Raw genomic sequence first — 19,096 nt, forward strand, 5'->3', positions numbered from 1 at the left:
GGGTACTTACGGGGTGCTGGCACTGCAGGTGGTTCTCCTTACGCCTGGATCGTAACCCAGGCTTCAAGGACTCCACGAAGATCAGTGCAGCTCAGAGCCAGGCCTGCGGGTGGTCGATCAGGCCGAGGTCGAGCAGGAGCCGGTTGAACACGCCGGCCACCTGGTCGAGCATCCAGCGGAAGCCGATCGCGGTCATCAGCACGGAGGCGGCCCAGGGGGCGATGAGCGCCCATCGGGTGACGCGGCGGCCGGGGAAGTTCTGGTTGAACAGCTGGGCCAGCGCGAGCGAGATCAGCATGGTCAGAGCGACGACGACGACCGTCCAGACGGCGGTCCAGGTGAGCACGGCGGGCAGGCGGGGGTCGTCGAAGAGCTTGTGGTACTTGACCAGGCCGGCCGGGCCGTGGTCGGTGCCGGTGGTGTCGATCCTGCGTAGTGAGGTGGTGACCATCTCGATGACCGGCCACACGACCACGCCGAGGATGAGCACGATGGCCGGGGCCAGCCAGGGCAGTGGCCCGAGCCGATCGAACAGGGGGCGGCGCCTGGACTTCGGGCCCGCGGGCGGGGCCGGCCGGGCGGGGGCGCCGGGCCGGGTGTCGGTACTGCCGGTGGAGGGCACGGTGGGGATTCCCTGCGCGGTCACCCGGGTCACTCGCCGGCCTGCCGGGCGGCTTGCTGGAGCGCGGCGAGGGCCTTCTTCGGGTCGCTGACCGCGCTGCCGATCTGGGTCTTGACCTGCGCGGAGACGGCCGGCCAGGTCGGGTCGCTGAGCGGGTAGAAGGTGGCGGAGGGCAGGATCTGCAGGAACGGCGCGAGCGCCTTCTCGTCCGGGTCGGCCTGGAGTGCGGTGAGCGCGGACCGGGTGACCGGCAGCAGGCTGTACTCCTTGTCGAACCTCACCGTGTTGTCCTTGCTGTAGGCGAAGTCGAGGAAGGCCTTGATCTGGTCCTTGTGGCCGCCCTTCTTGAAGGCCATCACCCAGTCGGCGACGCCGAGGGTGGCCTTGCCGGTGCCGTCCTTGCTCGGCATCGGGGCCCAGGTGACGTCCATGTCCTTGACGTCGTTCAGCTGGGTGGGGATGCCGTTGAGCATGCCGACCTTGCCGGAGGCGAAGTCCTTGGCCAGGTCGGTGCGGTTGACGGAGGCCGGACTCTGCTCGGTCAGGCCGGCGTCCACCCAGCTCTTGAGCTGGCCGAAGGTGTCGATGTTGGCCTGCGAGTCGATGGTGTACTTGCCCTTGGCGTCCTGGTAGCCGCCGTGGTTCTCCAGCATCCAGATGAACGCCTCGCCCTGCGCCTCCTCCTTGCCCAGCGGCACGCCGAGCGGGATCTCCACCCCGGCGTTCTTCATGGCGGTGGCGGCCGCGGTGAGGTCGGCCCAGGTCTTCGGCGGGTCGGCCGGGTCGAGGCCGGCCTTCCTGAAGAGGGCGTTGTTGAGCAGGAACATCCGGGCGCTGGAGACGAACGGGATGCCGTACTGGGTTCCGTCCTGTTCGCCGGCCTGTGCCATCGCGGGGAGGAGGTCCGCCGTGGTGGCGGCGGAGAGGACCTCCTGGGCCGGGTAGAGCTGGCCGTTCTTGGCGAAGTCGGCGTAGCCGCCGGTCTGCAGGACGTCCGGCTGGTTGCCGTTCTGCACCATGGTCTTGACCTGGGTGTCGATGTCGTTCCAGTTGATGACCTGCAGGTCGACCTTGATCCTGGGGTTCTGCTGCTCGAAGGCGGAGATCACGCCCTGCCAGTACGCCTGCGTCGGGTTCTGACCGTTGGATCCGTAGTCGGCGGCGACGAACCTGATCGTCGTCACCCCGTCGGCGGAGGTGGTGCCGGAGCCCGAGCCCTTGCTGCATCCCGACAGCGCGAGCGTTCCGGCCACAGTGGCCGCCGACAGGGCGAGAAGACGCTGCTTCATCTTTGATACCGCCTTTGCAGCTGGGGCCGACCCGGTGGCGGCCCGAGTGAGGGATGGCGCGAGTTGCGTGAATGTGCTCCATGTCGTCGTTATTCGCTCAACATCGAGCAGGGGTGCGAAGGAGAGTTTGCCCCGCCGTCATCGCGGCAGGCCAGCCGCGTTACCGAAGCGTTGCAGTTCGGCAGGAGGGGCGGATACGCGTCCTGGCGCGAGGCGCCCGGCCCCGAACGTCGCTCCGCCCATGATCGAATCTGCCGCGTGGAGCGGCTGTCGAATCAACATCAGTCAGCGCGAAGGGATCTCCCGCACCCCGACCGGACGGGTGCTGTCACGCCGGGCCGGCAGGCCCCGGTTCGCGCGCGGGCGCTCACGCGCGATGGACGTCCACTCCGCGGGCGGTGAACCGTTCCACCAGTTCGTCCGGGGCGTCGGTGTCGGTGACCAGCGCATCGATCGTGCCGGTGTCGCAGACCTGCGCGAACGCCCGCTTGCCGAGCTTGGTGGAGTCGGCCACCACGATCACCCGCTCCGCCCGCTCGGCCATGGCCCGGTTGGCGCCGGCCTCGCCCTCGTCGTGGGTGGCCGCGCCGAACCGCGGGTCGACGGCGTTGACGCCGAGGATCGCGTAGTCCAGTGAGATCGCCTGCAGCATCATGGTCGCCAGCGGGCCGATCAACTCGTAGGACTGGGGCCGGGCCACACCGCCGGTGACCACGGTCTTCACGTGCGGGCGCACCGCCAGCTCGTTGGCGATGTTGATCGCGTTGGTCACCACGGTCAGCGCGGTCCGGCCGCCCTGCCCGGCCAGGTCGGTGCGGGTGGCGAGCTCGCGGGCCACCTCGGAGGTGGTGGTGCCGCCGTTGAGCCCGACCACCGCGCCCGGCGGGACGAGTGCGGCGGCGGCCTTCGCGATGCGCTGCTTCTCGCCGGCCTGACGCGCGGTCTTGTAGCGGAGGGGCAGGTCGTACGCGACTTCGCTCGGCACCGCGCCACCGCGTGTGCGGGTCAGCAACTGCTGGCGGGCGAGTTCGTCCATGTCCCGGCGCACGGTGGCCGCGGAGACGCCCAGCAGCCCGGCCGCCGTCATGACGTCGATCCGGCCCCGATCACCGAGGATCTCCAGCAGCCGCGACCATCGCTCGTCCGGGCTCATCATCACTCCTCCTCGGTCGTCCCTGGTCACGAGCCTAGTCCGCCGGTCATCACCGACCGGGGTGCTGCGTGATCCTCCTGGTGGAGCAGTATTGCTCAGAGATGACGCGTTGAGCTATGAATAGAGCAGTTTCAAGCAGATGCTTGCAGCGTGGAGCAGTGCTCGGTGTGACCGATCCCGAGCACCATCCGTGCCCCCAGCGAGGAGAGCCCTGATGAGTCACGTCGAGCGGGAGATCGCCAGCCAGCCGGAGTGCTGGCGCAAGGCACTGGAACTGGAGCCCGCCGGGCTGCCGGAGCGCGGCGAGCGGGTGGCCGTGATCGGCTGCGGCACCTCGCTCTACATCGCGCAGGCCTACGCGGGCCTTCGCGAGGGCGCCGGCCTCGGCGAGACCGACGCCTTCGCCGCCTCCGAGTTCCCCGCCGCCCGCGGCTACGACCGCGTCGTCGCCGTCACCCGCTCGGGCATCACGACCGAGGTGCTGGCCGCCCTGGAGCACTGCGGTGCGACACCGACCGTCGCGCTCACCGGCGACCTCTCCACCCCGATCAGCACGGCCGCGAACACCGTGGTCGACCTGGAGTTCGCCGACGAGAAGTCGGTGGTGCAGACCCGCTTCGCCACCACCGCCCTGGCGCTGCTGCGCGGCCACCTCGGCCTCGCCCCCGCCGACCTGGCGGCGCACGCCGAGCGGGCCCTGACCGACCCGCTGCCCGAAGGGGCCACCGCGGCGGGCCAGTTCACCTTCCTCGGGGCCGGCTGGACGGTCGGTCTGGCGAACGAGGCGGCTCTCAAGCTGCGAGAGGCCTCGGGATCGTGGACCGAGTCCTACCCGGCGATGGAGTACCGGCACGGCCCGATCAGCGTCACCGGGCCCGAGAGCGTGGTGTGGTTCTTCGGCGAGCCGCCGACCGGACTGGTGGACCAGGTCCGGCCGACCGGCGCCGTGGTGTCGGTGAGCACGCTGGACCCGATGGCCGACCTGATCCGCGCCCAGCGGCTCGCCGTCGAACTGGCGAAGGGCCGCGGCCTGGACCCCGACCAGCCGCGCAACCTCACCCGATCCATCGTGCTCACCCGGCCGTGAGCGCCACGGCGATCGCCCTCGACGTAGGCGGCACCTCCATCAAGGGCGCGGCGGTGGCGCGGGACGGCGGACTGTGCCACACCGCGCGCTGGTACACCCGGGCCGAGCGCGGCCCCGAGGCCGTGCTGGAGACCGTCCTCGACTGCGCCGCCGAACTCGCCGAGCGGTTCCGCCCCGCCGCCGCGGGGGTCGCCGTGCCCGGCATCGTCGACGAGGCGGCCGGCACCGCGGTGCTGGCCGCCAACCTCGGCTGGCGCGACCTGCCCGTCCGGCAGAGGCTGTCCGAACACCTGGGCATCCCGGTCGCGTTCGGGCACGACGTACGGGCCGGCGGCATCGCCGAGGCCAGGGCCGGGGCCGGGCGCGGCAGCCGCGACTTCCTCTTCGTCCCCGTCGGCACCGGCATCGCGGCCGCGCTGATGGTCGACGGGCGGCCGCTGAGCGGCAGCCACACCCGCGCCGGCGAGCTCGGCCACCTGGTGATCCGCGCCGACGGGGAGCCCTGTGCCTGCGGTACCCGCGGCTGCGTGGAGACCCTCGCCTCGGCGGCCGCCGTCGCCCGCCGCTACGCCGCCGCCACCGGGGCGGCGGGCGTCACCGCCCGGCAGGTCGGCGAGCGCGCCGCCACCGGGGACCGCGTGGCCGCCACCGTCTGGCAGGAGGCCGTCGACGCGCTGGCCGACGGCCTGGCGAGCACGGTCACCCTGCTCGACCCCGAGCGGATCGTGATCGGCGGCGGCCTCGCCCGAGCGGGCGAGCCGTACCTCGGGGCCCTGCGGGCGGCTCTGGCGGCGCGACTCACCTTCCAGACGATGCCGGAACTCGTACCCGCCGAACTCGGGCACGAGGCGGGCTGCTTCGGCGCCGGACTGCTCGCACAGGACCTCCTGGACGAGGGAGCGGCGGCGTGATCCTCACCGTCACGCTCAACGCCGCGCTGGACATCACCCACCACCTGGACCGGCTGCGCCCGCACGGCAGCAACCGGGTCCGGGCGGTGGCCGAGCGCGCGGGCGGCAAGGGCGTCAACGTCGCCAGGATCCTGCACGCCCTCGGCCACCCGGCCGTGGTCACCGGCCTGGCCGGCGGACTCACCGGTCGGGCGATCCGCGCCGAACTGGCCTCCGCCGGTCTGGCCGACCGCATGCTGTCGATCGCGGGGGAGTCCCGGCGGACGGTGGCCGTGGTCGAGGAGAGCGCCGGGGACACCACGATCCTGCTAGAACCCGGTCCGGTGGTGGGAGCCGAGGAATGGGCGCGGTTCCTCGACCACCTGGACGCACTGCTGGCGGACGCCACGGCGGTGGTCCTCGCCGGCAGCCTGCCGCGCGGCGTCCCCGAGGACGCCTACGCCCGTCTGCTCGGGCTCGCGCACACCCGCGGCGTGCCGGCGGTGCTCGATGCCGACGGGGCGGCGCTGAGCACGGCGCTGTCGGCCGGACCGGCCCTGGTCAAGCCGAACGCGGACGAACTCGCCGCGGCCACCGGCCTGAGCGACCCGGTGGCCGCCGCCCGTGCGCTGCACGCCGCAGGAGCGGGCGCGGTGGTCGCCTCGCTCGGCCCGGACGGCCTCATCGCCGTGACGTCACAAGGGAGTTGGCGCGCCCGCCCGCCCGCGCGGCTGGCCGGCAACCCCACCGGCGCCGGTGACGCCGCGGTCGCCGCGCTCACCCTCGGCCTGGCGACCGGTGCCCCCTGGCCCGGCCGGCTGGCCGAGGCTGTGGCACTGTCCGCGGCCGCCGTCGCCGCACCGCTGGCCGGCGACTTCGACCCCGACGTCCACCGGGCCCTGCGGTCCCGTGTGGCCGTCCGCCCCTTCGCCCCCTTCGCAGCTGAGGAGCCGCACCCGTGCCCCTGACCGGAACCGGCGCGATCACCGCCACCGATGCCGTGCGCGGCGTCGGCGCGTTCAACGTCATCCAGCTCGAACACGCCCAGGCGATCGTCGCCGGTGCCGAGGCCGCCGGTGCCCCGGTCGTCCTGCAGATCAGCGAGAACGCCGTCCGCTACCACGGTGCCCTCGCACCGATCGCCGCTGCCACGCTCGCCGTCGCCCGCGCCGCCGAGGTGCCGGTCGCGGTCCACCTCGACCACGCCACCTCCGTCGAACTCGTCCACGAAGCAGTGGAGTTGGGCATGACCTCGGTGATGTTCGACGCCTCCGTGCTCACCTACGAGCAGAACGTGCGTGCCACTGCCGAGGTGGTCGCGCACTGCCACGCCGCCGGTGTCTGGGTCGAGGCCGAACTCGGCGAGGTCGGCGGCAAAGACGGCGTCCACGCACCGGGCGTGCGCACCGATCCCGCCGAGGCGGCGGCCTTCGTCGCCGCCACCGGCGTGGACGCGCTCGCGGTGGCCGTCGGCACCTCCCACGCCATGCTCACCCGTGACGCGGCCCTCGACTTCGAGCTCATCGGGAGGCTGCGCGAGGCCGTCCCCGTCCCGCTCGTGCTGCACGGCTCGTCGGGGGTGGCGGACGAGGACCTCACCGCCGCCGTGGAAGCGGGCATGACCAAGATCAACATCGCCACCCACCTCAACCGGGTGTTCAGCACCGCCGTCCGTCGGGCCCTGGCCGCAGACGCCCGACTGGTCGACACCCGCCGCTACCTCGGGCCGGCCCGGGAAGCCGTGGCCACGGAAGTCGCCCGCCTGCTCGGCGTGCTCAAGGCGGCGCCACCGGCGGCCTGAGCCGTGAGCGGCGTCGGCCGTCCGCAGCCCGAGCGGCGTCCGCCTCCTCCCGAAGTGGGGACGGGCGGACGCCGGCGTTGCTCCGGCGCGGTGCGGTGAGCGCCGTCGGCGGGCCTTGGAACGCCCGGAGGGTTCCTCTTCCGTCCGGTCAGGACGCCATGGTCAACCCGGCCGAGGCGCCGTCGCGGCTCAGCACGACCGACCGGATGTGGTCCAGGGCCCGGGCGTAGTCGCCGCGGCCGGGGTCGTGCCGGACGGCCTCGGCCAGGTCGAGGACTCGGTAGGGCGGGCCGAGGTCCGTCAGCTGCGGGAGGAACTCGGCTCTGGTGACGGCCCATCGTTCGCCGGGCCGCGCCGGCGGCGAGAAGGTGAACCGGGCGATCGAGCTCCAGTTCCCGCGCGGGTCCTCCGCGCCGGTGTAGTTGAACATGTGTCCGGCGAGCTGGTCGCCCAGGCCGTACACCGTCCAGGTGTCGTTGATCTTCTCGTACGCCTGCGGGATGTGGGCGTGGGTGCCGAGGACCAGATCGATGTCGGGCCGGCCGGGGCTCTGCCCGGCGGCCAGGTCCCGGGCGAGTGCGAGCTGCTGCTCGTTCGGGGCGTCCTGCCACTCGTTGCCCCAGTGGAGGCTGACCACCACGATGTCCGCGCCTCGCTCCCGGGCCGTCCTCGCGTCGCTGAGGATCCGCTCCCGGTCGATCAGATTGACCGCCCAGGGCCGTTCCTTCGGCAGCGGGATGCCGTTGGTGCCGTAGGTGTAGGCGAGCTGCGCCACCGTGGCGCCGCCTGCCGTGAGCAGCGCGGGCACGCCCGCCTCGTCGGCGCTGCGCGCGGAACCCGTGTGCTTCAGGCCGACGGCGTCCATGGCGTCGAGCGTGCGCCGGATGCCGTCCGGCCCGTCGTCGAGCGTGTGGTTGGAGGCGGTGTCGCAGGAGCTGTATCCGGCGTCCTTGAGCGCCCGGGCCACCTGCGGGGGCGACTTGAACGACGGGTAACCGCTGAAGGGCCCGCCGTCGGCGCCGTACACCGTCTCCATGTGGCAGATGGCCAGATCGGCGGCACCGATGACCGGTTTGATCCCGGCGAACATCCGGGTGAAGTCGTAGCCGTCGCCTCCGGCGTCCTCCTTGGCCTGCTGGATGATCTCGGTGTGCGGCAGGACGTCCCCCGTCGCGACCAGGGTGAACGCCTTCGGCCCCGACGGGGTCGGCGTGGCCGCGGAGCCCGGGTCCCGCGTCGGCGACGGCGCGGTCTGCCCTGTCCGGGGTGCCCCGCACCCCGGAAGGGCGAGCAGCAGGGCGGTGGCGGCTGTGAGAACCTCTCGGCACGGAAATCGCATGCTCGGCTCGTCCCATGATCGGCTGGTGTGACGGTCCGACTATGCGAGCCGTCGGCCGGACGATGCGGAACCCGCGCCCTGGGATCACCCGTCGGGGCCAGCCGACGTCACGTGACGTCGGGACGGCGCTGTGGACCGTGCGAGCCGGCCCTCCCGGGGCGGTGGCTCGACGCGGGCGGGCCGGGAGCGGGCCGGGGCAGGCCGGGGCCCTCGGGGAGGAGGCCGAACAGCAGACCCCGGTCGCCGGGGGTGGGTGGCCGTCACGGCGCTGAGGTGGCCGCCGACCGGGCCGCCGTGGAGAGTGGCTGTACGGTGCCCCGGCCGATGTGCTGTCCGAGAGGCGGGGGACGGGCCCGTGTCGGCGTCCCGGACCGGCCGGGCCGGTGCGGGACCGGTGGCCCGTGCGGCCGGGACGGCGGGCCGGGCAGCATGGGGCGGGTCACGGAGGTGGGTGCGGATGAAAGGGACCGGTGCCGGCGTCGCCACGGCCCTCGCGACCGCCGGGACCGCGCTGCTGTGCGCGGCCGTGTGGTCGCTCCTCGCACTCACCCACCCAGGGGTGCCGGGTGTCAGCGAGCGCTACTTCTTCGACGGCGTCTGGGTCGCGGTCGGCCTGACCTTCGCGCTCGCCGGCCTGTTCCTGGTGGTCAACCGGAACGGCCAGGCCCTGGGGGCGTTGCTGCTGGCCGCCGGTCTGCTGCAGGTGCTGCGCATGGTGCTGCTGCTGGCGGCCGCGCTCGCCGGAGCCGGGCCGGCGGTCGTCGCGGCCATCGCGGCGGTGGTGCTGGTCGCCGACATCGCCAACGCCTTCGTGGTGGTCGGCTTCCCGCTCTGGCTCCCCGACGCCCGGCTGCCCGGCGGGATCTGGCGCTGCGTCACCGTCCTCGTGGCCGCGTGGAGCGCCCTGCTCGCCTTCGCCGACACCGCCCGGGTGCCCGAGTGGTACGGTCTGCCGAACCCGCTCCACCGCACCGCGCTGTACGCCTGGCTGGACGGGTGGCTCAGCCCGTACACCTTCGACCTCTTCGCCGCGAGCCTCGTGCTCACCCTGACGGTGGCCGCGGTCCGCTGGTGGCGCCTGCCCGGACCGCACCCGTACCTCCGGGTGGTGATGGCCGCCTACGTCGTCTGGGCCGCGCTGGCCGCCGTCCCGCACTACGTCGGCGACTACCCCGCCTGGCTGCCCTACGCCGTCATCGTGGCCGGTGAGGCCGCCTGGATGCTGGTGCCGATCGTCGCCTTCCGCCGCGACCGCCAACTCTCCTTGGACCGGGTCACCCGGCGGTACCTGGCCGCCTTCGCGTACTGCGCGCTGCTGTTCGTCGTGGTTCTGCTCGCCGCCTACCTGACGCACCGCCTGCACGGCACCGGACCCGGTGCGCACTGGTGGCAGGTGGCGACGGCCGGGCTCCTGGGCGCCTCGCTGCGACCGGCCGCCCGGGGCGTGGGGCGTGCGGTGGACCGGTACTACTACGGCGAGCGGGCCCACCCCTATCAGCTGGTCCGGCAACTGGCCGAGCGGATGAGCCACGCCGTCAACCCGGCGGACGCGCCTCCGCTGCTCTGCCGGACCGTGGTGCAAGCCCTCGGACTGCCGGCCGCCGCGGTCCGGGTGCGGACCCGGAGCGGGTTGCGCGAGCTGGCCCGGCTCGGGACGCTCGACCCGCCCGGCGTGCGCTTTCCGCTCACCTACGAGGGCGCCGAGATCGGCGAGCTGCTGGTGCCGCCGCGCCTCGGGCAGTCCGAGCTGGACCGGCAGGACCGCGAGGTGCTGCGCCTCGTCGCGGACCAGGCCTCACCGGCGATCGCCTCGCTCGGCCTCTACGAGGATCTCCAGGCCAGCCGCGAGCAGCTCGTGCTGGCCCGCGAGGAGGAGCGCCGCCGCCTGCGCCACGACCTCCACGACGGCCTCGGCCCCGCCCTCTCCGGCCTGCGGTTGCGCATCGATGCCGCCAGTGCCGACCTGTCCGACGAGTCTGAGGTCGGAGCCTCGCTCACCGAGGCCTCCACGGGCATCGGCCAGGCGATCACCGAACTCCGGCGGATCACCGACGGCCTGAGTCCCGGCCCCCTCGACAGCAGGGACCTGGCCGACGCGCTCCGCCGGCTCGCCGACACCCTCGGCAGCCGGTCGCTGCGGGTCACCCTCGACCTGCGCCCCGACCCGCTGCCCGCGCTCTCCGCCGCCGTCGAGGTCGCCGTCTACCGGATCAGCGGCGAGGCCCTGAACAACGCGGTCCGTCACTCGGGTGCCACCGTCGCCCGGCTCGGCCTCCACGTCCTTCCCGACCGGGTCACCGTCGAGGTCGCCGACAACGGCACGGGCTTCCCCGACCACGCCTCCACCTCCGGCGTGGGCCTGCGTTCCATGGCCGAGCGTGCCGAGGAGCTCGGCGGCACCTTCACCGCCGGCAACGCCCCCGTGGGTGCCGTCGGCGCGGTCGTCCGCGCCGTCTTCCCGCGCGGCGAGGCCGACCGCGCCGCCGGGCGAGCGGGTGCGGAGTCCTGAGCCCCTGCCGCGCTGATCATTCACCCGTGACGGACGCCCCGCCCGCCGGATCGCAGGGCCGTGACCACGAGAACGGTTGCCGCCGGTGACACCTCCCAGGGAGGGTGGGGATGATCCGTCAACTGGCCGTCGGCGCACAGTTGTTGCCGTTCGCTGACGCTTCCCGGCCGCCGGTGCGGGAAGACTGGGGGAGAGTGCGGCGCGGGGGAGGCGCAGTGAGGCGGACGACGTGGGTGGCGGGGTGCGCGGCCGCGGTGCTGGCGCTGGGGGCTGCGGCCTGTACGGGGCAGGGCGGTGGCGACTGGGGTGACGGCGGGATGCCCTCGCCGACCGTCGTCGTGCGGCCGGCGCCGGCCGGACACGGGGTGGTGCTGTCGCCGGCGGCCCCGGACACGGCGCAGTGGATCGTGGACAGGCTGGCCGCACCGGGTGCGAGCCCGGACTCCTGCCCGGTGCCCGCTCTGACGGACATGGTGGTGCTCGAGAACGGCATCGGACGCAGCCACGCGGCCGTGCTGTGGCTGGGGGACGGCGAGGTGGAGTGCCTGGCCACGATCAGGAACGGTGACGGCATCACCCAGGTCGTCGTCGCCATGCCGCTCGACTCCCTGGTCGACCGGCCGGTACCGATGTGGCTCGGAGGGTGGGCGATCTTCACCGTCTTCCCGGGCGACGCGAGGAAGGTCGTGATCAAGGGCGACGACGACCACGTCTTCGGGCCGCTGCACCAGCGGTTCGTGGACTTCGGCGGCGGCCGGGAGCTCACGATCGTCGAATACGCCTACCTCCACACGGGCCCGGAGCGCGGGAAGCCGATCCTCTCCGCCCGGGCACAGGTGTGTCCGTCGGAATCCGGCCCGGCAGCCACCGGCGCGTGCCGCCCGGCTCGGTGGATCGAACCGCCGGCCATGCGGGTGTCGAGTCCGCCCGGTCCGGGGGACGGTGTGTCAGGCGGCTCTCGCGTCACCGTGGCGTGACCACCTGCCGGTGACCACGCCACGGACCGTCATGCGCCCGCCCCCGTGCGCATCAGGGCTTGATGGCGACGGCCGCGTAGAAGGAGACCTGGGCGTCGGTGACGGTCGCGGGGAGGGCGTCCGTGGGGGCGTCGGCCTCGTCGCCGTGCCAGCGGTGGGCGGGGACGATGCCGGGGCTGAGAAGGTCGAGGCCCTCGAAGAAGGTGGCGAACTCGGCCTTGTGGCGCAGGCGGAGGGAGGTGCCGGCCTGGTTGTAGATCTCCTGCACCTTGGTGGCGCCGGACGGGTCGAGTTCGGCGGTGGCGTGGGAGAGCACGAGCGCGGAGCCGGACGGCAGCGGGTCCAGGAGGTGCTTGACGATGGCGTGGGCGTCGGCGAGGTCGGGGACGAAGTGGAGCAGGGCCACCATCGACAGGACCACGGGCTGCGTGAGGTCGAGGGTCGCCGCGACCTGGGGAGTGGCCAGGATGGCGGCCGGGTCGTGGACGTCGCCGTGGACGTAGGCGGTACGGCCCTGGGGAGTGCTGGTCATCAGGGCGCGGGAGTGGGCCAGGACGACGGGGTCGTTGTCGGCGTAGACCACGCGGGCCGCCGGTTCCACGGTCTGGGCGACCTCGTGGAGGTTCGGCGAGGTGGGGATGCCGGTGCCGATGTCCAGCCACTGGCGCAACCCGCGCCGGGCGAGGGTCCGGGTTGCGCGGTGCATGAAGGCGCGGTTGGCGTGGACCGCGGTGCGCATGGTGGGGAAGACGGTCAGGACGCGTTCGGCGGCTTCGCGGTCGACCGCGAAGTTGTCCTTGCCGCCGAGGAAGTAGTCGTACATCCGGGCGCTGTGCGGAATGTCCTGACGTATGTGCAGGGCGGCCGACTCATCTGATCCGAACTCGGCGGCCGTCGCGACGGTCTCGTCGGTGCTCATTCCCTGCCCCTTCATTGGTGATCATGCCAGGCCCGCGGCATTCTAGCCAACTCGCCCGTGCCGCGCGGGAAGTCCGCTCGATCCCCTCGGCCGCACGGCCGCGACGACGGCCCGACCTCCGCCGATGCCCGCAGGGCCGGTGCGACCGATTCACCGGTCCGGACATCGGCCGACCAAATCGCCTACTGTTGCGCAGTGGTGACGTTTCGTCCACAACCCGAGTGGGGGCCGGGGCGTCTCCACAGATGACAGAGCCCGAGTCGCACCGATCGTGCCTTCGGGCCGGATCCTCCCCGGAAAGGGGTGCACCCGTGATCGTCTCCCAGCGGAACTCCCTGCGCCTGGCCGCCGTGGCCACCCTCAGCGCGATCTCCCTCGCCCTGGCGGGCACCGCCCTGGCGGCCGCCCCCGTCTCCCCGCCCGCCCCCGTCTCCCCGCCCGCCCCCGTCTCCCCGCCCGTGTCCGACTCCCAGCCCGCGGCCACCGCCGCGCAGGCCGGCATCACCGCCAAGCCGTCGGTCTCCACCGTCCTCGCGTGGGAGCTGTTCCGTGTCACCGGCACGACCACCGGCCTCGCCGCCGGAAGCACGGTGACCCTGCAGCAGAAGCAGAACGGCGCGTGGGTCACCCTGCCCGCCTCCGTCACCACGGCCCGCGACGGCTCCTACAACCTCGGCGTGAAGCTCGGCATCGAGGGCCTGAACGAGCTGCGCATCATCAGCGGAAGCACCGCCTCGCCCGTGTTCACCGTCACCGTGCGCTGACCCACAGCCCGCGGCGCCGGTCCATGCTCCGGCCCGTGCGGTCTGCCGAGGTGACACACCTTCGAGGTGCCGCCAGGAACCCTTCTGCCCTCCCGGGGCGGGAAAACCGGATGACCCACGGCTCGGCGGTCTGGCAGCCTCACGGGAAGAAGTGCCGAAGAACCGCCCACGACCTGCACAGGAGCGAACGATGTCCGAGCCGCCCGCGAACCTTGCCGCCCTGTTCCGGGACGGCCGGCTGACGGCGATCCCGCGCAGGACGGGCCCCCGCGCAGCGCTGCTCGACCACCTCGCCGCCACCCTCTTCGAACCGGCGCGGGAGTACGGCGAACCGGAGGTCAACGAGGCCCTGCGCACCGTGCACGACGACCACTCGGCGCTGCGCCGCTACCTGGTGGAGAGCGGCCGGCTCACCCGTACCCGCGACGGCCGCAGCTACCGGCGCGCGACCGGTGACGCCTGAGCGGCGCCGCCCCGCTCGGGCCTCACCGGTCGCCGCGTTGAGATGCTCCGGCGGAGTGACTATCTTCGTCGGGTGAGTGAGCGCGCGATGCAAGAGCCGACCGTGATGGTGATGACCGCCCTCGCCGACGCACCCCGGCACGGGTACGCCATCGCGCAGGAGGTCAAGTCAATGACCGGCGGCCGTGTCGCGTTGCGCACGGGCGCCCTGTACGGCGCCCTGGACCGCCTGCTGGCCGACGGCATGATCGAGATCGACCGCGAGGAGATCGTCGACGGCCGGGCCCGGCGGATCTTCACCCTGTCCCCGGCGGGGCGGGAGCGGTTGGCGGCGGAGGCCGAACGGCTGGCCGAGACGGCGAGGGAGGCCAGTCGCCGACTGTCCGCCGCGCGCCCGTCGCCGTCCGCCACGTGATCGACCACGTGGTGCGGCTGTATCCGGCCGCCTACCGGCAGGCCCACGGCGCGGAGATCGCCGCCACCTTTCGGGAGATGACGGCGGGTGAGCCGTTGGCATCGCGGCTGCGCGACGGCGCGGGTCTGGCGGCGCACGCGCTGCGGATGCGGCTGGGTCTCGGGCCGGCGGCTGCGGTCGCGCGGGTCCTGGGCCTGGCCTACCCCTTCGCCCTGGCCGCCGCTGCCGCCGCGTGCGGGCTGCACCTGCTGCGCTGGTACGCGAGCCTCGTCGCCTCCCCGGCCCCGGTGGGGCTGCAACTGGGAACGGACCTGTCGGGGGCGTGGGGCGTGCTGCTGGTGTCGTCCCTGTCGGTATTCGTGGGGGCGGCGTCGGCGCTTGCCGGACGGTGGCGGGTAGGGGTGCCGTGCACGGTGGCCGGGCTGCTCTCCTTCGCGCTGGCCGCGGTGGTCAGCGGGCCGGCCTTCGGCGATCCCGTCGCCACCCCGGCGGCGGCGGTGCTGGCGGCGGCCGTGGTGCTCGCCTGCCCGCCGGACCGGAGGGTGGAACGCGGTCGCGCCGGGCCGGTGGCGGGCACGGCCGGCGCCGTGATCGCGCTCGTGCTCGTGCCGCGGGCGCTCATCGATTCCCACGCGGTGCCGTGGGTCAGCACCGACTACGGGTGCTGGCCGCTGCTCGTCCTCGCCTCGGCCGGGGTCGTGCTGACCTGGCGCAGCGGGACGCGGGGCGGGCGCGAGTCGGCGGCGGTCGTCCTGGCGTCCCCGCCGCTGATCGCCCACGCCTGCGTCACGGCGTGGGGTGACCCGACTGCCCTCGCAGGCCTGTTGGCCGTGGTGTCGGCAGCCGTGGTGGCCACGCTGTTCGCCGGTCGGCTGCGGCGGACCCGGGAACGTTCCTCGGTCTGAGCTCCCGTCAGTCCGGGCGGTCGACGCTGTGGGTGGCCTGCCGCTGCCGAACACCGAGGTCGAAGAAGGCGGGGAGGGTCGCGCCCCTGATAGTCCGTTTGACGTAGCATTCCGTTCGACGGACCATTGGGTCCGCGCGAGAGGATGCCCATGCCGTTCACCCTGTCCCACCCCGCGGCGGTACTGCCCCTGATGCGGCGGCCCTTCAGGCGAACGGCGCTGGTCGCCGGAACCGTCGCACCCGACCTGCCGTACTTCCTCGCCACCACGGGCCTGCCCGTCAGTGCGCAGTCCTGGTACGAGCCTTTCGTCAACGCCACCACCACACACGGTGTTTCGGGCGCCGTCACCGTCACCCTGCCGTACGCGCTCCTGCTGTGGGCACTGCTCCGGGCCGCCCGGCGCCCGCTGGCGTCCCTGCTCCCAGGGCCCGGCGCCCCGCCGCCGTCGTCACGGCCACCCGGTGTCCCGGTCCGGCGGGTCGGTTGGGTCGTCCTGTCCGCGCTGATCGGCATCGCCACCCACCTGGTCTGGGACGCCTTCACCCACGTGGACGGCTTCGTGGTCGCCCGCACACCCTGGCTCACCGCCACGCTGGTGGGCGGCCTCACCTGGGCGCGGGTCCTGCAGCACGCGAGCACGATCGGCGGCCTGGCCGCCATCGCGCTGTACGCCTGGCGCGGACGGGGCCGCCTCCTGGCAGCGCCCGGGCCGGACCGCAGGCGGCCGACAGGCGTTCTGCGCCGCCAAGTCGTCCTCGCGATGGGTCTGTTCACGGTCGCCGGAGCCGTCGCCCACGCCTGGCGGTGGCTCGCCGGCCGGGAGACGGAGACGGCCGGGCTGTCCTCGGCCGCCCTGGTCGAAGGCGTGCTGTCCGATGCGGCGAAGGGCGCGGGCGCCGGCCTGATCGCCGCGCTGACCCTCTACGTCCTCGGGTGGTGGATCCGTCACGCCGTCACGGAAGCCCGGTCCGGTGCGAGCGGCGCCGGCCCCGTTCTCGGCGATTGACGAGACGTTGCTCGATCGGAGATCGGGTTCGTCCACGATCCGCCCGGGTACCGCGTTCTCGCGACGTCCGGCCGACTCGCGTGTTCTGCTGAGCACCGGGGAACCGACCGGGCCCGGCCCGCCCCCGCCGCGCCGCCACCGAACCCGACCCAGGAGGCGAAGTGAAAGCGTTCCACCCCACCTTCGGACGGCAGCCCTGGCCGGACGGCCTGCGGGCCCTCCAGGTGTACGCGCTGCCCGACCTGGCCGCCGGATCGGCCCTGCACGCCCTGCTCGCCGACCTGCGCAAGGCCCTGGTCGGCTACCCCGTCCTGGCGGTGCCGGACGACCGTACGCACATCACCCTGGACATGGTCACCTCCGCCCCGGCCGACGCCATCACCGGAACCGAGCGCCGCGACCTCGCTGCCGAACTGCGGGCCGGGGTAGCCGGATTCGGGGCGATCACCCTGCAGGCCGGCTCACCGATCGCCTACCGCACCGGCGTCCGGCTCGACCTCCATCCCGACGGCGAACCCGCCGCGCTCCAGCACCGCGTCCGCTCCGCCCTCCACCGGGTTCTCGGCCCCGACTCCACCGAGTACCCGCTCGGCATCCTCCACGCGACCGCCGCCTACGCGGCCGCCGACATCGACACCGACGGGCTGGCGCAGGCCATCCATCGCGTTCGGCCGGGCCACGCCCCGTTCACCGTGAGCCGGATCATCGTCAACGAGGTCTACTGGCAGCGCGTCCCGGTGGCCGGCGCGGACCTTCCCGGCTGGCAGATCTGTTGGGACACCGCGGCGACGATCCCGCTCGACGCGTAGGGCAGGGGTTCCCCGCGCCGGTTCGAGCGCCGTGCGGAACTGACCTGCGGAGACGCCGATTTGCGTGAGTGAGGCCGGAACCGCCCTCCACGTTCGGCGAACATCCCGCTATAAAGGGACGGAAGGGACCGAGGGGGATCCGCATGTACTCGAGGGAACAGGCGCACCAGGCCGGGCGTCCTCACCGCGACGCGAGCCCGGCCCGGCGGTCCGACGGCGGGGCACGGCGGCCCGAAGCCGGGGCGGTGCCACCGCGGGGCGCCGAGGCGCTGCAGCGCAGCGTCGGCAACGCGGCGGCGGCACGCATGATCGGGGAGCAGCGGGAGGGTGCCGGCACGGACGAGCGCCGGGCGGTGCTGGGAATCCAACGTGTGACGGGCGACCAGGCCGCCACGCCGCGAAGGCCGCGGGTGCAGATGGACCCGAACAACGTGCTGCGGATCTGTGGGGCCGCCACCTACGACGGGGAGACCGTCACACCGGGCACACGGTCGTCGGAGCTACAGAAGATCGTCTGGGAGAACCACTGGGCCGCCGTTTCCGAGGTCTGCAGGAAGCACAAGTACACCATCGCCGTCCGGGAGACCGGGGAGCACTCGATCCGGCGCATCGCGGAAGGGGCCAGGCCCAAGCCGCACACCATCCTGGAGAAGTCCATCAAGCCGTCGTCCGTGCGCAAGAAGTACGGCACCGGGCCGGGGCAGGCGCAGGGCGACCCCAAGCTCGTGCTGCGCTGGCTGGAGCAGCACGACCTGAGCGGTTTCGTCGGTCATTGGGGCGCAGACGGTCTGATCGGCTTACGGATCGACAATCCGCCTGACGGGATCCGGGACCTGGGGATCGTCGAGACCGGAGACGGGCACGAGGAGTACGTGCCGCTCAAGGTAGGCGCGGATGGTGACAAGAACCCGGAGCTGGCCCTGCTGAAGAGCTTCGCGGGGTGGAAGAAATACCTCTACACCGGGGACTACGACCTGCACGAGGTGTACTCCGCACAGGGCGGCACGGGCGGCGGCCAGATCCCGGAAGCCACTCCCGAGAAGGCCAAGCTGCTCAACCGGCTCAACAGCGGGATCGCTCGGAACTCCCCGGAGGAGGTGGTGCGCAGCGGCACTGTGGCGACCTCGGAGCACGGCACGCTGCACATGTCCGCCGACTCCGGGCACGCCATGTTCCAGCACGGCGACCAGGCCACCTACCGGATGAACCAGTACCTGGAGGCGCAGGCCGCCGCGCTGGAGAACCAGGTGGCCCGGCAGGCGGCGCAACTGGTGCGGGCGGTGGCCATGGAGGCCGACGAGCCGCTGGCGTGGTGTCGGATGGGGCAGTGGTACGTGACCAGGAACCGCGAGGAGCACGCGATCCTGCGGGCCCGCTGGAACCTGGCCGTGCCCCACACGTGGGGCGCCGCGGAGGTGGATCGTACGGCCCGCGGCGGCTACCGCACGGCCGGCTACCTGGACTGACCGCACTGTCGAAACCGTCGAACCGGCAGGACGTGTTCGAGGCAGAGGCGCGCGAGTGGAGTCGTGACGGTACGGACCTGGCGTGGCTGCAGGTCGGGCCACGGTCGGCCCCCGCGGAGCCGGGGTGGGTGGTGGCCCGGCCGCTGCCGAGCGGCCTCGCCGCGAACCTGCGCGTCTTCCACCGGTGCGAGGCTGCGGACGGTGCGGGCTGCGGACGGTGCGGGGCCACGGCGGCGGAACGGGCGGGGCGCTGCCGGTCGACTCAGCGCTTCGCGGGGGCCTGCGCGGCCGGGGACCGGGGGGCGGCCCACAGCGGGACCACCTCGACGGCCGCGGCGGAGCCATGGGCCGGGGTCTCGGTGGTGTGCCCGGCCACGATGGCCTGTCCGGCGGCCGTCGGGAAAGCGGTCATGGTGTTCACGGTGGTCATGCTCGGCAACATACCGGCGGGCACTGACATGGGTGCCGGGTCGCGCGGCCCGACCCAGCCCGGTCCGGCGTGCCCGGTCCCCGAAACCTGGCCGGGCGGCTGACCAGCCGAACGGATGAATCCGGCGACGGCCTCGCACTGCCCGGCCTCCTCATCCACCACGGCGTCCGCCGCCGCCTCGAACCCGGCCGGAAGCCCCCACTCGAACAGGCTCTCGCCGCCTGCGCACTGGGCTCCGCCGCCCTCCCGAT

Annotated in this window: 19 protein-coding genes; 13 read left to right on the forward strand and 6 right to left on the reverse strand. The window is 73.3% G+C overall.

Annotated elements, in window-relative coordinates; all coding sequences use genetic code 11:
• Positions 1 to 91: 91 nt before the first annotated feature.
• The 3 genes from ABZ449_RS03575 to ABZ449_RS03585 form a co-directional block, all read right to left on the reverse strand.
• A complete protein-coding gene (locus ABZ449_RS03575; protein ID WP_360339488.1) occupies positions 92 to 646 on the reverse strand; it encodes a hypothetical protein in 555 nt (184 codons plus the stop codon).
• 5 nt (positions 647 to 651) lie between these two features.
• Positions 652 to 1,911, reverse strand: a complete 1,260-nt coding sequence (locus tag ABZ449_RS03580) for an extracellular solute-binding protein (protein ID WP_360339491.1) — start codon at positions 1,909 to 1,911, stop codon at positions 652 to 654.
• 367 nt (positions 1,912 to 2,278) lie between these two features.
• Positions 2,279 to 3,064: a DeoR/GlpR family DNA-binding transcription regulator gene (locus tag ABZ449_RS03585; protein WP_360340006.1), complete on the reverse strand. Its 786-nt coding sequence runs from the start codon at positions 3,062 to 3,064 to the stop codon at positions 2,279 to 2,281.
• A gap of 214 nt (positions 3,065 to 3,278) precedes the next feature.
• Between ABZ449_RS03585 and ABZ449_RS03590 the strand changes: the two genes are divergently transcribed.
• Genes ABZ449_RS03590 through ABZ449_RS03605 form a run of 4 tightly spaced genes read left to right on the forward strand, consistent with a single transcriptional unit; the run spans position 3,279 to position 6,842 of the window.
• Positions 3,279 to 4,151: a sugar isomerase gene (locus ABZ449_RS03590; RefSeq protein WP_360339494.1), complete on the forward strand. Its 873-nt coding sequence runs from the start codon at positions 3,279 to 3,281 to the stop codon at positions 4,149 to 4,151.
• Positions 4,148 to 5,062, forward strand: a complete 915-nt coding sequence (locus ABZ449_RS03595) for an ROK family protein (protein ID WP_360339497.1) — start codon at positions 4,148 to 4,150, stop codon at positions 5,060 to 5,062. The genes ABZ449_RS03590 and ABZ449_RS03595 overlap by 4 nt, the downstream gene beginning before the upstream one ends.
• Positions 5,059 to 6,009, forward strand: a complete 951-nt coding sequence (locus ABZ449_RS03600) for a 1-phosphofructokinase family hexose kinase (protein WP_360339500.1) — start codon at positions 5,059 to 5,061, stop codon at positions 6,007 to 6,009. The genes ABZ449_RS03595 and ABZ449_RS03600 overlap by 4 nt, the downstream gene beginning before the upstream one ends.
• Positions 6,000 to 6,842, forward strand: coding sequence for a class II fructose-bisphosphate aldolase (locus ABZ449_RS03605; RefSeq protein ID WP_360339503.1), 843 nt, complete (start codon positions 6,000 to 6,002; stop codon positions 6,840 to 6,842). Before ABZ449_RS03600 ends, ABZ449_RS03605 begins: the two co-directional genes overlap by 10 nt.
• A gap of 148 nt (positions 6,843 to 6,990) precedes the next feature.
• Here ABZ449_RS03605 and ABZ449_RS03610 read toward each other — a convergent pair whose 3' ends face one another.
• Positions 6,991 to 8,181, reverse strand: coding sequence for a CapA family protein (locus tag ABZ449_RS03610; protein ID WP_360339506.1), 1,191 nt, complete (start codon positions 8,179 to 8,181; stop codon positions 6,991 to 6,993).
• 457 nt (positions 8,182 to 8,638) lie between these two features.
• Between ABZ449_RS03610 and ABZ449_RS03615 the strand changes: the two genes are divergently transcribed.
• Both ABZ449_RS03615 and ABZ449_RS03620 read left to right on the forward strand, forming a co-directional pair.
• Entirely contained in the window at positions 8,639 to 10,690 is a 2,052-nt protein-coding gene (locus tag ABZ449_RS03615; protein ID WP_360339509.1) for a histidine kinase, read from the forward strand.
• A 215-nt stretch (positions 10,691 to 10,905) separates the two neighbouring features.
• Positions 10,906 to 11,667, forward strand: a complete 762-nt coding sequence (locus ABZ449_RS03620; RefSeq protein WP_360339512.1) for a hypothetical protein — start codon at positions 10,906 to 10,908, stop codon at positions 11,665 to 11,667.
• A gap of 52 nt (positions 11,668 to 11,719) precedes the next feature.
• Here ABZ449_RS03620 and ABZ449_RS03625 read toward each other — a convergent pair whose 3' ends face one another.
• Positions 11,720 to 12,586 carry an SAM-dependent methyltransferase gene (locus ABZ449_RS03625; RefSeq protein WP_360339515.1) on the reverse strand — a complete coding sequence of 289 codons (867 nt, stop codon included), beginning with the start codon at positions 12,584 to 12,586 and terminating at the stop codon, positions 11,720 to 11,722.
• A 311-nt stretch (positions 12,587 to 12,897) separates the two neighbouring features.
• Here ABZ449_RS03625 and ABZ449_RS03630 point away from each other — a divergent pair, with 311 nt between their 5' ends.
• From ABZ449_RS03630 to ABZ449_RS03660, 7 genes are all read left to right on the forward strand, one after another.
• Positions 12,898 to 13,350, forward strand: a complete 453-nt coding sequence (locus tag ABZ449_RS03630; RefSeq protein ID WP_360339518.1) for a hypothetical protein — start codon at positions 12,898 to 12,900, stop codon at positions 13,348 to 13,350.
• Positions 13,351 to 13,540: 190 nt separating this feature from the next.
• The gene (locus tag ABZ449_RS03635) at positions 13,541 to 13,813 is read left to right on the forward strand and encodes a DUF2087 domain-containing protein (protein ID WP_360339521.1); all 273 of its coding nucleotides are present in this window, start codon (positions 13,541 to 13,543) and stop codon (positions 13,811 to 13,813) included.
• 87 nt (positions 13,814 to 13,900) lie between these two features.
• Entirely contained in the window at positions 13,901 to 14,227 is a 327-nt protein-coding gene (locus ABZ449_RS03640) for a PadR family transcriptional regulator (RefSeq protein WP_360339524.1), read from the forward strand.
• Positions 14,224 to 15,132 (forward strand): hypothetical protein, encoded by a 909-nt coding sequence (locus ABZ449_RS03645; protein ID WP_360339527.1) that lies wholly within the window; start codon positions 14,224 to 14,226, stop codon positions 15,130 to 15,132. The genes ABZ449_RS03640 and ABZ449_RS03645 overlap by 4 nt, the downstream gene beginning before the upstream one ends.
• Before the next feature lie 150 nt (positions 15,133 to 15,282).
• The gene (locus ABZ449_RS03650; protein ID WP_360339530.1) at positions 15,283 to 16,140 is read left to right on the forward strand and encodes a DUF4184 family protein; all 858 of its coding nucleotides are present in this window, start codon (positions 15,283 to 15,285) and stop codon (positions 16,138 to 16,140) included.
• Between the two features lie 161 nt (positions 16,141 to 16,301).
• Positions 16,302 to 16,949, forward strand: a complete 648-nt coding sequence (locus ABZ449_RS03655) for a 2'-5' RNA ligase family protein (RefSeq protein ID WP_360339533.1) — start codon at positions 16,302 to 16,304, stop codon at positions 16,947 to 16,949.
• Between the two features lie 143 nt (positions 16,950 to 17,092).
• Positions 17,093 to 18,415, forward strand: coding sequence for a hypothetical protein (locus tag ABZ449_RS03660; RefSeq protein ID WP_360339536.1), 1,323 nt, complete (start codon positions 17,093 to 17,095; stop codon positions 18,413 to 18,415).
• A 262-nt stretch (positions 18,416 to 18,677) separates the two neighbouring features.
• On the opposite strand, the gene ABZ449_RS03665 is transcribed toward ABZ449_RS03660, so the two are convergent.
• A complete protein-coding gene (locus ABZ449_RS03665; protein ID WP_360339539.1) occupies positions 18,678 to 18,845 on the reverse strand; it encodes a hypothetical protein in 168 nt (55 codons plus the stop codon).
• Between the last annotated feature and the right edge of the window lie 251 nt (positions 18,846 to 19,096).

The sequence above is a fragment of the Kitasatospora sp. NPDC005856 genome (assembly GCF_040629945.1).
Classification (GTDB): domain Bacteria; phylum Actinomycetota; class Actinomycetes; order Streptomycetales; family Streptomycetaceae; genus Kitasatospora.

Excerpts from the sequence above, each read along its gene's own strand:
- ABZ449_RS03610 (WP_360339506.1), bottom strand. The coding sequence starts at position 8,181 with ATGCGATTTCCGTGCCGAGAGGTTCTCACAGCCGCCACCGCCCTGCTG.
- ABZ449_RS03640 (WP_360339524.1), top strand. The coding sequence starts at position 13,901 with ATGCAAGAGCCGACCGTGATGGTGATGACCGCCCTCGCCGACGCACCC.
- ABZ449_RS03665 (WP_360339539.1), bottom strand. The coding sequence starts at position 18,845 with ATGACCACCGTGAACACCATGACCGCTTTCCCGACGGCCGCCGGACAG.
- ABZ449_RS03650 (WP_360339530.1), top strand. The coding sequence starts at position 15,283 with ATGCCGTTCACCCTGTCCCACCCCGCGGCGGTACTGCCCCTGATGCGG.
- ABZ449_RS03660 (WP_360339536.1), top strand. The coding sequence starts at position 17,093 with ATGTACTCGAGGGAACAGGCGCACCAGGCCGGGCGTCCTCACCGCGAC.
- ABZ449_RS03590 (WP_360339494.1), top strand. The coding sequence starts at position 3,279 with ATGAGTCACGTCGAGCGGGAGATCGCCAGCCAGCCGGAGTGCTGGCGC.
- ABZ449_RS03625 (WP_360339515.1), bottom strand. The coding sequence starts at position 12,586 with ATGAGCACCGACGAGACCGTCGCGACGGCCGCCGAGTTCGGATCAGAT.
- ABZ449_RS03635 (WP_360339521.1), top strand. The coding sequence starts at position 13,541 with ATGTCCGAGCCGCCCGCGAACCTTGCCGCCCTGTTCCGGGACGGCCGG.
- ABZ449_RS03580 (WP_360339491.1), bottom strand. The coding sequence starts at position 1,911 with ATGAAGCAGCGTCTTCTCGCCCTGTCGGCGGCCACTGTGGCCGGAACG.
- ABZ449_RS03585 (WP_360340006.1), bottom strand. The coding sequence starts at position 3,064 with ATGAGCCCGGACGAGCGATGGTCGCGGCTGCTGGAGATCCTCGGTGAT.
- ABZ449_RS03615 (WP_360339509.1), top strand. The coding sequence starts at position 8,639 with ATGAAAGGGACCGGTGCCGGCGTCGCCACGGCCCTCGCGACCGCCGGG.